The 11,672-nt window shown below is 60.3% G+C and carries 10 protein-coding genes; 3 read left to right on the top strand and 7 right to left on the bottom strand.

Annotated features, from left to right (window positions below; translation table 11 throughout):
* Positions 1-504, bottom strand: a 504-nt coding sequence (locus COA65_09995; protein ID PCJ56991.1) for a hypothetical protein, incomplete at its 3' end; no start/stop codon positions are given.
* Between the two features lie 123 nt (positions 505-627).
* On the opposite strand from COA65_09995, the gene COA65_09990 reads away from it, so the two are divergent.
* Entirely contained in the window at positions 628-1,386 is a 759-nt protein-coding gene (locus tag COA65_09990) for a hypothetical protein (protein ID PCJ56990.1), read from the top strand.
* Positions 1,387-1,521: 135 nt separating this feature from the next.
* Here COA65_09990 and COA65_09985 read toward each other — a convergent pair whose 3' ends face one another.
* The 4 genes from COA65_09985 to COA65_09970 all read right to left on the bottom strand — a co-directional run bounded on the left by COA65_09985 (position 1,522) and on the right by COA65_09970 (position 6,575).
* Entirely contained in the window at positions 1,522-2,112 is a 591-nt protein-coding gene (locus tag COA65_09985) for a hypothetical protein (protein ID PCJ56989.1), read from the bottom strand.
* A 283-nt stretch (positions 2,113-2,395) separates the two neighbouring features.
* A complete protein-coding gene (locus COA65_09980) occupies positions 2,396-3,730 on the bottom strand; it encodes a dihydroorotase (GenBank protein ID PCJ56988.1) in 1,335 nt (444 codons plus the stop codon).
* Positions 3,731-3,786: 56 nt separating this feature from the next.
* Positions 3,787-5,550, bottom strand: a complete 1,764-nt coding sequence (gene asnB, locus COA65_09975; GenBank protein PCJ56987.1) for an asparagine synthase (glutamine-hydrolyzing) — start codon at positions 5,548-5,550, stop codon at positions 3,787-3,789.
* Complete coding sequence (locus COA65_09970) at positions 5,550-6,575, bottom strand: glycosyl transferase (GenBank protein ID PCJ56986.1); 1,026 nt, start codon at positions 6,573-6,575, stop codon at positions 5,550-5,552. Before COA65_09970 ends, asnB begins: the two co-directional genes overlap by 1 nt.
* Before the next feature lie 169 nt (positions 6,576-6,744).
* Here COA65_09970 and COA65_09965 point away from each other — a divergent pair, with 169 nt between their 5' ends.
* Together COA65_09965 and COA65_09960 are read left to right on the top strand one after the other, a co-directional pair.
* Positions 6,745-7,446: a hypothetical protein gene (locus COA65_09965; GenBank protein ID PCJ56985.1), complete on the top strand. Its 702-nt coding sequence runs from the start codon at positions 6,745-6,747 to the stop codon at positions 7,444-7,446.
* A 109-nt stretch (positions 7,447-7,555) separates the two neighbouring features.
* Entirely contained in the window at positions 7,556-8,443 is an 888-nt protein-coding gene (locus tag COA65_09960; GenBank protein PCJ56984.1) for a glycine cleavage system protein T, read from the top strand.
* On the opposite strand, the gene COA65_09955 is transcribed toward COA65_09960, so the two are convergent.
* Together COA65_09955 and COA65_09950 are read right to left on the bottom strand one after the other, a co-directional pair.
* On the bottom strand, positions 8,440-11,109 hold the full coding sequence (locus COA65_09955; GenBank protein ID PCJ56983.1) for a pyruvate, phosphate dikinase: 2,670 nt from the start codon (positions 11,107-11,109) through the stop codon (positions 8,440-8,442). The genes COA65_09960 and COA65_09955 overlap by 4 nt on opposite strands.
* A complete protein-coding gene (locus COA65_09950) occupies positions 11,106-11,660 on the bottom strand; it encodes a hypothetical protein (protein PCJ56992.1) in 555 nt (184 codons plus the stop codon). The genes COA65_09955 and COA65_09950 overlap by 4 nt, the downstream gene beginning before the upstream one ends.
* Positions 11,661-11,672 lie beyond the last annotated feature (12 nt).

Below are 11,672 nucleotides of genomic sequence, written 5' to 3'. Positions count from 1 at the left end.
CGTCGCCACAAGGATTCTGCCGTCCGGTCCAAGCAGGGCCAGACCGGCAACACCGACGCGCCGGACATTGGCCGCGACGTCGGACCCCACCGGGGCCGCCATAAACCCTTCGCGTTCCGCCGTGGCAAGGAGGAGGTTGTAGAGGTAGCCACGGCTGGCCTCGATGGCGGGACTTGTCTGGCCGTCGCCTTTCGCCAATCCCAGTTGCGTTAAATAGAGCTGGAGCGAGGCGTTGTCGGCAAGTTCGCCCAGGCGGGCATAATGGGAGCCAAGCCACGCATTGACGGCGGCGGCACGCCCGTCAGCCAGAATGTGCAGACGGCTTTGCCAGGCGCGAAGGTCGCGCGCGCGCCCTTCCTCGGTGAAGCTGAGAATGCCGAAGACCCCGCCAAAACAGACCAGAAGAAGTGCCAGCCAGATCGCGATGCTGCGCAAAGGCAGGCGCAACACACCCATCCTGGCCGAACCCGGCGTCGCCGCATCCGTCTTGGCCATTGCCGTCATGTAAGCACCTGCCTCCTCCTGCCGACAAAACGCCGCCAGTCCCCAGGAAATTAACCACGATCCCTTAGGAAATTCTTAAAAACGCCCGCCTAGCCTCACCTTAATGCCCTGAAACGCGCCGGGATGCCCCAGCCGGGATGCCCCAGCCGGGGTGCCCCAAATGGCGAAGCCGGGACGGCAAGGAAAAGCAGCATGGGAAACATGACGGGACGCACATATGTAGGCATGCGCTTGCGCGCAGTGGCGGTGGCAGCCGCTCTGGCACTGCCAATGGCCATGCTTTGGGCCGCACCCGCCCACGCCGCGCAGATGGAAGAACGGATGCTTTTCGGAAAGCAGGCGACTGCCTCAACGAATCTCACCGCCTTTTCAAAATGGACAGACACGCTGGAACGTTACTTCAAAGGGCGGGATCTTGCCGAAGGAAGCTGCGATGAAAGTTTCTTCAACCGCTGCCACCTGAAAGAATGGAACCGCTTTCTGGAAGACTTGCGCGGCCAAAGCCGGCCGACCCAGATTGAAGCCGTCAATCGCTATCTAAACCGTGTTTCCTATTTGACGGACCCGATCAATTACGGCGTTTCGGATTACTGGGCCATGCCGGGCGAACATTTACGCCGCCGCGGCGATTGCGAAGATTATGCGATTGCGAAGTTTCTATCCCTTCGCGCTCTCGGCTTTGCCAATGAAGATTTGCGTGTTGTCGTCCTGCAAGACCTGAATTTGCGCATTCCCCACGCCGTGCTGGTCGTTTACATGGCGGGTCAGCCCTACCTTCTCGACAACCAGATCCATAGCGTTGTTCCGGCCACAACCGTCCGGCATTACCAGCCCGTCTATTCCCTGAACGAAACCCATTGGTGGCTTTACCACAGCCCCTGACCCAAGCCTTCCCCCACATGAAAACCACGTAACGTGGGTGCCGCGTAACGTGGGTGCCGCGTAAAAAAAGGGGCCCAAAGGCCCCTTTTTGCAACGATTGATTTGAATGCCGGAACCTCGCGGCGCGCAGCAAACTCAGAAAATTTCCTCTTTCAGGCCGTTTTCCATCTCGAGCTTTTCGGCCGCGGCAACCTGATCGTCCGTCATCTTTTTCTGGATCACACTGCGCAGACGCTTGCCTTCCTTGCTGCCGGCAACCACCGCCTTCGTGTACCAGAGATGCGCCTGAACAAAATCCTGTTCAACACCCAGGCCAGCGACATAGAGAAAACCGATGTTGTTGTAAGCGGCGCGATGCCCCTGTTCGGCGGCCTTGAGATACCACATCATGGCTGTCGCATTGTTCCGGTTGACGCCATGGCCACGCTGGTAAAGGAATCCAAGGTTTCGCTGTCCAACGGGATCGCCGTTTTCGGCGAGCTCTTGATATTGCTTCGCCGCTTTTACCAGCGCGCCCTTTTCATAATTGGCATAGGCGAGCTTCAGGGGATCAATTTTGCCATCGTCCGCACGCGCAAGGTCTTCGACATCGCGACTTTCAGAAAAAAGGGCGTCCGCCGCGTCCTTCTCGCCAAGGGTGCGCACAATCCACACCGTGCCAAGAAGGGCCACCATGACGGACAAGACGGTCGCGATCGTGATTAACTTTCGCATGGGTGTCTCCATGTTTCTATGCTGTGCGCCACACCGCACCCTTATCTAAGATGCCGCCCAAGGGCAGGCGGTTACAGGTGGCGCCTGAGGGGTTGTAAAACCCCGCCTCGACCCAAGGCTGTTACCGTCTCTCGAATGCAGTTCGATTGCAATAGTCTTTCTACTGGCTTGATACGTCTGGTTTCTTTACGCAAGAGGCAAGCCCCGGCACGTCGCCCAGGACAAGCGCCGCAAAATTCTCTGCCATGCCGTCATTTCTTTTTTCAGACGCGATGATGCGTCATGCTTTCGTGCGTCACGCTTGCGTGTCTTCAAAACGAACCCGTTCGCCGGACGCCCGGCCAAGGATTTCGTCTTCGCGCATGACGGTCCTTCCGCGCAGAATTGTCATGCGCGGCCAGCCGGTGACCTCCATGCCATCAAAGGGGGTCCACCCCGCCCGGCTGGCAATCCAGTCATTCGTGATCCGCCGTTTCGCGGTCAGATCGACAATGGTGAAATCCGCGTCATAGCCAATGTCAATTGCGCCCTTGCCCGTGATGCCATAGAGCGCGGCGACGCGCGTGCTTGTCAGCTCGACAAAGCGTTCGAGAGACAGCCGCCCCTTGTGCAGATGGTCCAGCAGGATCGGCACCAGGGTTTGCACACCCGGCATGCCGGAAGGGCTTTGCGGATAGGGCTTCGATTTTTCTTCCAGAGTATGGGGCGCATGGTCCGATCCGACGACATCAACGATGCCGTCAGCAATGGCGCGCCACAACGCGTCGCGATGGGCGCTGTCGCGAATGGGCGGGTTCATCTGGGCCCGGGTGCCCAGGCGCTCATAACATTCCGGCGCGGCAAGGGTCAGGTGCTGGAGCGTTACCTCGGAACTGGCAAAATCGCGCGCATTGGCCAGAAGCGCCATTTCTTCCGCCGTCGTTACATGCAGCACGTGCACCTTGCGGCCAACTTTACGTGCCAATGTCAAAAGACGCTGGGTTGCCAGCCGCGCGCTTTCCGCGTCCCGCCACATGGGGTGAACGCGTGGGTGAGCCCCTTCCACACCAAGATGCGCGCGCGCCTTCAGACGGTCTTCGTCTTCGCAATGGGCGGCCAGACGCCGCGAGCCGGAACGCAGCACGCGTTCGATCCCTTCGTCTTCAGCCACCAGAAGCGACCCGGTTGAACAGCCCATGAAAAGCTTGATACCAGCGGCGCCGGGCAGCCGTTCCAGTTCCCCAAGCTGGTCGACATTTTCTTCTGTCGCGCCAAGGAAGAAGGCAATGTCACACCAGGCGCGGTTTTTCGTTCTTGCCACCTTGTCGGCAAGGGTCGCCGCATCGACGGTCGCCGGTTTTGTGTTCGGCATTTCAAAAACGGTGGTCACGCCACCCTTTACAGCGGCGCGGCTGCCGCTTTCGATGTCTTCTTTGTGTTCCAGGCCCGGCTCGCGAAAATGAACATGGCCATCGATCACACCAGGAAGGACGTGAAGATGGGTTGCATCGATCGTCGTTTCGGCCTTTTGCGAACCCAGATCGCCGATGGCGGCAATTTTTCCGTCCCTTACCCCGACATCCCCAGGAAGAACGCCCTTTGGCGTTACGCAAATGCCGCCACGCAGCACGAGATCAAAGCTATCCGTCATCAAAATTCCCTGTGTTCGCACCAAGACCCGCACCAAGTCCGCACAATGTCGCCTGCCTAATGTTTTTCCGCAAGAATTTCAAAGACATCCCCATCGGCCGGGCGGCCTGCGATGCGTTGACGATGCCAGAGCGCATAGAAAAGAAGCAGCCAGGCGGCAAAGCCCGCGCGTTTATCCGATTTTCGAAAAAGTGCCGTCACGGCGTCGGGCCGGCAAAGCTCTGCGATTGCCGGGTCGGCTGCGACAAGGGGGCCAAGCTGCGCGCCCTTCCTCGAAATCCATTCGCCAACGGGCACCGTAAAACCACGCTTTTCCGAAAAAGCGTTTGCCGCCGGCAATTTTTCCGAAAGCCATTTGCGCAGCAGCCATTTTCCCAACCGGCCACGGACCTTCAATCGGTCCGGCAGGCGAAAGGCGGCGTTTGCCACATCACGGTCCAGGAAGGGCGTTCGCCCCTCAAGCCCGTGAACCATCAGGCAACGATCCAGCTTGGTCAGCAGGTCATGGGGCAGCCAATCCGCGCAATCGACCGCCTGGGCGATTTGCAGCTTTGTCCGGCCTTCCAGACCATTTGCCATTTCGGCGGCCGCGATCCCGTCGCGCCAGCCGGTCATCGGTGCGCGCAGCACGTCCAGGCCATCGAACACGCCGCGCCGGCGCATCTTTCTGCCGCCAAACAGGGCCGGACGCATGGCGCTTCGATACCGGCCATAGCCGCCAAACAGTTCGTCGCCGCCCTCGCCGCAAAGCACGACTTTCAGGTCGCGGCTGGCTTCGCGCGCCAGTTTCCAGGTTGGCAAAATGGCATAATCCGCCGCCGGGTCGTCCATCGCCGCCGCAATTTCCGGAAGCGATGTCCAGAAATCCGCCTCCGAAAATTCAACCTCGACATGTTCCGCGCCAACAAGCCGGGCCAGCTTTTTGGCGTGGGCGCGTTCGTCATGGGTGCGCGTGCCGGGAAAACCGGCGGTAAAGGTTGCCACCGGACGCGGATTGCATTCCGCCATCAGAGCCAGGATGGCGGATGAGTCGATGCCGCCAGAAAAGAAAAGCCCATAGGGAACGTCGGAACGCTGATGGACCTGAACGCTGTCGGCAAGCACCGTATCCAGACGGCGCAGCGCGGTTGCTTCGTCTATTTTTTCCGGCCCGCCTGGGGGCAGCGCGGCGTGTCTTTCGCGATGCACGACGCGGCCCTTCTCAACGACCAGAACTTCCCCCGGCAGCACACGCGCGATGCCTTCGAAAATTGTCGCCGGGCCGGTGGTGAACTGAAGCTGAAGAAGTTCGTTCCGGCTTTGGTCGCGAACATGGGGCGCAACGATGCCCGCCGCAATCAGGGCCTGGGGTTCAGACGCAAAGAAAAAACCAGCCGCCGTTTGCGCGTAATAGAGCGGCTTGATCCCGAACGGATCGCGCGCCAGAATCAGGCGCGCCTCTTTTGGATCGTAAAGCGCAAGCCCATACATGCCGCGCAGCCGGTTGACGAAGCCTAAGCCCTCTTTCACATAAAGGTGCAAGGGCAGCTCGCAATCCGAAGCCGTCTGAAAGGCAACGTCCGAAAGCCCGGCGCGCAATTCCACGTAATTGTAAATTTCGCCATTCGCGACAAGGACCGGCCCCGCCGCATGGAAAAGCGGCTGATCCCCCGTCTTCAGATCGATGATTGCCAGGCGCGTATGGACAAGGCCAGTGGCCCCGTTCACATATTGGCCACGGCCATCCGGCCCGCGATGGCCAAGCGCGTCGGTCAGCGCGCGCAGAACGCCCGGCGACGGCGGGTTGCCATCCTTGCCCTGACCACCGGCAATCCCACACATCAGGTTTTGATCCGTTCAAAGAAATCCAGATAGCGGCGAACGACAGCCGCCTTCGTAAAATTGGCAACGAAGGTTGCCTTGCCGCCAGCGACAAGGGCGTCGCGCAGGGCCGGATCGCCAACCAGCCGGTTGAGCGCGTGGGCCATGGCCGGGGCGTCGTCGATGGGGACAAGCAGCGCGTCGCGTTCATTCGTAATGATACCGGCAGGCCCGGCGCTGGCCGCCGCAACGAGGGGGGTTTCATAGGCCCATGCCTCTAACGTCACCGTGCCAAAAGGTTCATAGCGGGAAGGAAAGATGGCGATGTCGGCGGCGGCAAACAGCGCCGCCTTGTCCTCGCGCCAGCCAAGAAAGCGCACCCGCGACGCGACGCCAAGGCGTTTTGCAAGGGATTCCAGTTCGGCCCGTGCCGGTCCCTCGCCCGCCAGCCATAGATAGGCCCCCGGCACCTGCTGCAAAGCCGTCAACAGCACGTCGAAGCCTTTCACCGGATGCATCCGCCCGAGGGAGAAAAGCAGCGGCGCGTCTTCCGGCGTGTCCAGGGATGCCCGCGACACCGGCGTCGCAATTTCCGGCGTCGCGTGGTTCGGCAGGTAAATGGCGCGATCCCGCGGCCAGCCGTTTTCCACCACATGATCGACGATGCCCGGCGTGATGCCGATCAGCCAGTCGCAGGACTTGTAATATTTCAGATTGTAATAGCCGCCAAGACGCGCGGCGCGGACGTAATTCCCGCGCGGGGCCTTTGCCGAAGCCCGGTTCATCCAGCTAAGCACGATATCGGCACCAAAGGCCTCGGCCTCTTTTCTTAAGGCCCGGCCCGTCCGCCAATCGAAAATCCCGCCAAAGGGCAGTTCAACCGGCATAATCCCACCCTTTTCCAGCCGCGCCCGGCGAAGCCGGTTCGGGCGCATGACGACGCGCTGTTCAAGGCCCGCCTCGTGCAACGCCAGAACAAGGCTCACGAAATAGGTTTCGGCACCGCCATGTTCGGCCCCGGCAAGGCATTGAAGAACCCGTGTCATCGGCAATTTATACGAAGCCCACTTCTTCTTGCCAAGCGGGGCTTGCGGGAAGGAAAAGCGTGCCTACACTGGGGCGGCTATCTGCCCCCCATCCGCAGGGCTTTCATGGGGCCGCATTTTCATTGGTGGGCCTGCTGGTAGCTCGGGGACGTTTTTCCAGGGAGTGAACATGAAACGAACAATCCTCGCCGCACTCTTTTCTTTGCTGGTCTGCGTCGTTTTGGGCGGTGCAACCCCGGCATATGCGGATCCATTCGATGATGGGGTAGCGGCGTATAATCGCGGGGATTATGCAACCGCGTTTCGTCTATTGAAACCGCTTGCGGAACAGGGGGATGCAGACGCGCAAATCAACCTCGGAGTCATGTACAGATTAGGCTTGGGCGTTCCTCAGGACGACGCCCGGGCCGTGACATGGTATCGCAAGGCGGCGGAACAGGGAGATGCAGGCGCGCAGCACAACCTCGGGCTTATGTACGCTCAAGGCCAGGGCGTTCCCAAGGACGCTGCCGAAGCCGTGAAGTGGTATCGCAAGGCGGCGGAACAGGGGTATGCAGGCGCGCAGAACAACCTCGGGCTTATGTACGCCAAAGGCAAAGGCGCTCCCAAGGACGCTGCCCAGGCCGTGAAGTGGACCCAAAAAGCGGCAGAACAGGGGAATGCAAAAGCGCAGAACAACCTCGGAGTCATGTACAGATTAGGCCGTGGCGTTTCCAAGGACGCTGCCCGGGCGCATATGTGGTACAACCTTGCCGCAGCGCAGGGCGATACAAAGGCCGCAAAGAACCGGGACCGGATTGCAAAAAAAATGACACGCGCGCAGATTGCCGACGCGCAAAAGTTGGCCCGGGAATGGAAGCCGAAGCCGTAAAAAAAACGGCTTTGGCGCAATTCGTGTCGGCCTTGTGATCTCGCGGGAAAAGCGCGCCTACACTGGGGCGGCCATCTGCCCATGACCCGAAGACCGGAGATTTCCAAACATGCCCCCTTCCGTCACCCTTCTTGAAGCCCGTGGAATTTTGCAAATTGCCGGTGCGGACACACGATCCTTCCTGCAAGGCCTGATGACGACCGACATCAACAAGGCATCTGAAACGCGCGCCCTTTATGGCGCCCTGCTGACGCCCCAGGGAAAATACCTCCATGATTTCTTCGTGGCACAGATGGGGGATTGCGTCTATCTGGAGGCTGAGAAGGCACGGCTTGCCGATTTAAAAAAGCGGCTGCTGCTTTACAAGCTGCGCGCAGACATTTTGATTGCCGACGTCACCGGGGAATTTCGCGTTTACGCGCTGTTTGGCGAGGGCGCCCTTGCCGCCCTTAACCTCGACGCAACAGCCGGCGCGGCGCGCACCTTCAAGGGCGGCTGTCTTTATGTTGACCCAAGGCTGGCGGCGGCGGGCACGCGCGCGATTTTGCCCATCGGCACCACGCCCGATTTCGAAGGTTTTGTTGCTGCCAATTTTGACAAATACGACCGTTTTCGCATTGGCCTTGGCCTTGCCGATGGCAGCCGCGATCTGGTGCCGGAAAAATCCCTGTTGCTGGATTACGGCTTTGACGAACTGAACGGCATCGACTGGAAAAAAGGCTGCTATGTCGGCCAGGAAGTGACGGCACGGATGAAACATCGCGGCCTAAGCCGCAAACGCCTGTTGCCAGTGACGCTTGCAGGCAAACCGCCTGCGCCCGGTACATTGGTGCAACTGGCGGACCGCGACGTGGGGACGTTGACATCGGTCTGCGGCGACATCGGCCTGGCGCTGCTGCAACTGGACGCGGTGGAAAAAGCGGCGCAGGAAGGCACTGCCTTGCAGGCTGGGGCGGCGCAGCTTACGCCAACGCCGCCTTCGTGGCTGCGGCTTTAGCGGGCGTCCAGAACCGCGCGCGCCGCCGCCAGCCGTGCAATCGGCACCCGGTAGGGCGAGCAGGAAACATAATCGAGGCCGACACGTTCGAAAAAATCAATCGAGGCCGGATCGCCCCCATGTTCGCCACAGACGCCGAAGCAAAGGTCGTCACGAACAGCGCGGCCACGTTCAACGGCAATGCGGATCAATTCGCCGACGCCTTCGCGGTCCAGGGTCGCGAACGGATCCCGGGTCAGAATTTCCTTTTCCAGATAGGTCTTCAGGAAAGCGCCGGCATCGTCGCGTGAAATGCCAAAAACCGTCTGGGTCAGATCGTTCGTACCGAAACTGAAAAATTCCGCTGATCTGGCAATGTCACCGGCACGCAAGGCAGCGCGCGGCAATTCGATCATCGTACCGACATGGTAGGGTCGCCCATAGGCCGTCTCGACCGCGACCCGATCGATCCGCGTCTTGATAAAATCAAACTCCTCGCGCGTCGCCACAAGCGGGATCATAATTTCCAGCGCCACCGCCTCGCCTGTTTCCTTCGCGGCGGCAAGGCCGGCTTCGAAAATCGCGCGCGCCTGCATCTCGTAAATTTCCGGCGTGGTAATGCCAAGGCGACAACCGCGATGCCCCAGCATCGGGTTCACCTCGTAGAGCTGATCCGCGCGCGCGCGAATCGCGGCAAGGTCCACGCCAAGGCGTTCGGCAAGTTCCATCTGTTCCGGTTCGGTCTTTGGAAGAAATTCATGGAGCGGCGGGTCCAACAAGCGAATGGTCACCGGAAGCCCCGCCATGATCCGAAAGATTTCGATAAAATCATCCCGCTGCATGGGCTGAATTTTCGCCAAAGCCACTTTGCGGGCCTGTGCATCCTCGACGAAGATCATCTCGCGGACGGCAAGAATGCGTTCCTTGTCGAAGAACATATGTTCGGTCCGGCAAAGGCCGATGCCCTCCGCACCAAACTGACGGGCAATTCTGGCATCGTGAGGCGTTTCCGCGTTCGCACGCACGCGCAACCGGCGGATTTTATCGGCCCAGCCCATCAGGGTTGCAAAGTCCCCGGAAAGTTCCGGGTGCCGCATGGCAATTTTGCCGAGCAGGACGCGGCCTTTCGTGCCGTCGAGCGTCACCACATCGCCACGCTTCAACACATGGTCCGGGGTCCGCATTTCACCGGCCTTCGCATCGATCCGGATTTCACCGGCCCCGGAAACGCAAACGCGCCCCATGCCGCGCGCAACGACCGCCGCGTGGCTGGTCAGCCCGCCCCGGGAGGTCAGAATGCCAACGGCGGCATGCATGCCGTGAATGTCCTCCGGGCTTGTCTCGACGCGCGCAAGGATGACGTCATGTCCGCGCGCGGCATCGCGTTCGGCTTCGTCCGCCGTAAAGACAAGCCTGCCGGACGCGGCCCCAGGTGAGGCCGGAAGCCCCGTCGCAATGACCTGCTGTTCGGCGTCTGGATCCAGAGTCGGGTGCAGAAGCTGATCGAGGGCGGCCGGGTCGATCCGGCGGATCGCCTCTTCATGGGTAATCAGGCCTTCTTCCGCCATGTCGACAGCAATCTTTAAGGCCGCCGCCATCGTTCGCTTGCCGGTGCGGGTCTGCAGCATCCAGAGCTTTTTCCGCTGGATCGTAAATTCGATGTCCTGCATGTCGCGGTAGTGGGATTCCAGACGGTCGCAGATGGTGGCAAGCTGCGCGTAAACATCCGGCATGGATTCCTCAAGCGAGGGACGCTCGCCCCCGAAGAGAAGCCGCGCCGCCGTTGTCATGGGCTGGGGCGTGCGAATGCCGGCGACAACATCTTCGCCCTGGGCATTCGGCAGAAATTCGCCGTAAAACGTTTTTTCGCCCGTTGACGGGTTGCGCGTAAAAGCAACGCCGGTCGCGCAATCCGCCCCCATGTTGCCAAACACCATCGCCTGCACGTTGATCGCCGTTCCCCAGGCTTCCGAAATGCCGTGAATGCGACGATAGGTGATGGCGCGTTTGTTCATCCAGCTGCCGAACACGGCGCCGATGGCGCCCCAAAGCTGATCCATGGGCACCTGGGGAAAGGGCGCACCACGTATTTCCTCGATTTTTTGCTTAAAAAGAAGGACGACGGCCTCCCAGTCTTCCGCCCCCAGATCCGTATCGAGGGTGAGGTCGCGTTCCTCTTTGTAAAGGTCCAGCAAATCCTCAAACCGGTAATGGGGAACGCCCAGCACAACGTCGCCATACATCTGGAGAAAGCGCCGGTAACTGTCATAGGCAAAACGGCGATCGCCGCTTGACGCCGCTAGTTGCACAACCGTCTCGTCGTTGAGGCCGATGTTCAAAACCGTATCCATCATGCCGGGCATGGACGCACGCGCGCCGGAACGGACGGAAAGAAGGAGCGGATTTTTCCCGGAGCCGAATTTTGCCCTGGCGATTTTCTCAACCCGGCGCAGGGCGCGCGACGCCTCTTTCACCAGAGTCTCCGGATAGGCGCTGCCGTTCGCGTAATAATAGGTGCACGCTTCCGTCGAGATCGTAAAGCCGGGCGGAACCGGCAGGACAAGGTTGCTCATCTCGGCAAGATTCGCCCCCTTGCCGCCGAGCAAATCCTTCATCCCGGCATTGCCTTGCGCGTGACCGCCCCCAAAGGCGTAAACCCACCGGGCTTTTGGCTTTCCCAGCCTCATCCTTCAACCTTTGAAAAATCGGCGACCGTTTCCAGGGTGCGGCGAATTTCACCAAGCAGGTGCAGACGATTTTTTCGCAACGCCTTGTCGTCCACATTGACCTTCACGTCGTCGAAGAAGGCATCGACCGGCACCCGAAGGCGGGCAAGCGCCGCCATCGCCACTTCGAATTCTTCGCCTTTGAGGGCCACCTCAGCCAGGTTCCTCACGTCTTGAAGGCGCGCATAAAGCGCCTGCTCCGGTGCTTCGACAAGCTGCGCCTCGACGACGGTGCCGTCGTAACCGGCGCTGTCTTTCTTCTCTTCGATATGGACAAGGTTGCGCGCGCGCCGATACGCAACCAGCAAATTCGCGCCATCCTCGCTTTCCAGAAACGCGCGCAACGCAGCAACACGTTCGCGCAGACGAACCAGGTCGTCCTCTTTGGTCAGGGCCAGAACGGCGGCGATGTGGTCGTGCCGCACACCCTCGTCACGAAGATGCACCTTCAGACGGTCGGCAAGAAAGGCGAGCAGCCCGTCGGCCAATTCGGCACAGCGCGCGTCGCGCATCCCGACGGCCTC

It is taken from the genome of Rhodospirillaceae bacterium (assembly GCA_002746255.1).
Taxonomy (GTDB): Bacteria; Pseudomonadota; Alphaproteobacteria.
This window is presented reverse-complemented; position numbering and strand designations above follow the sequence as displayed.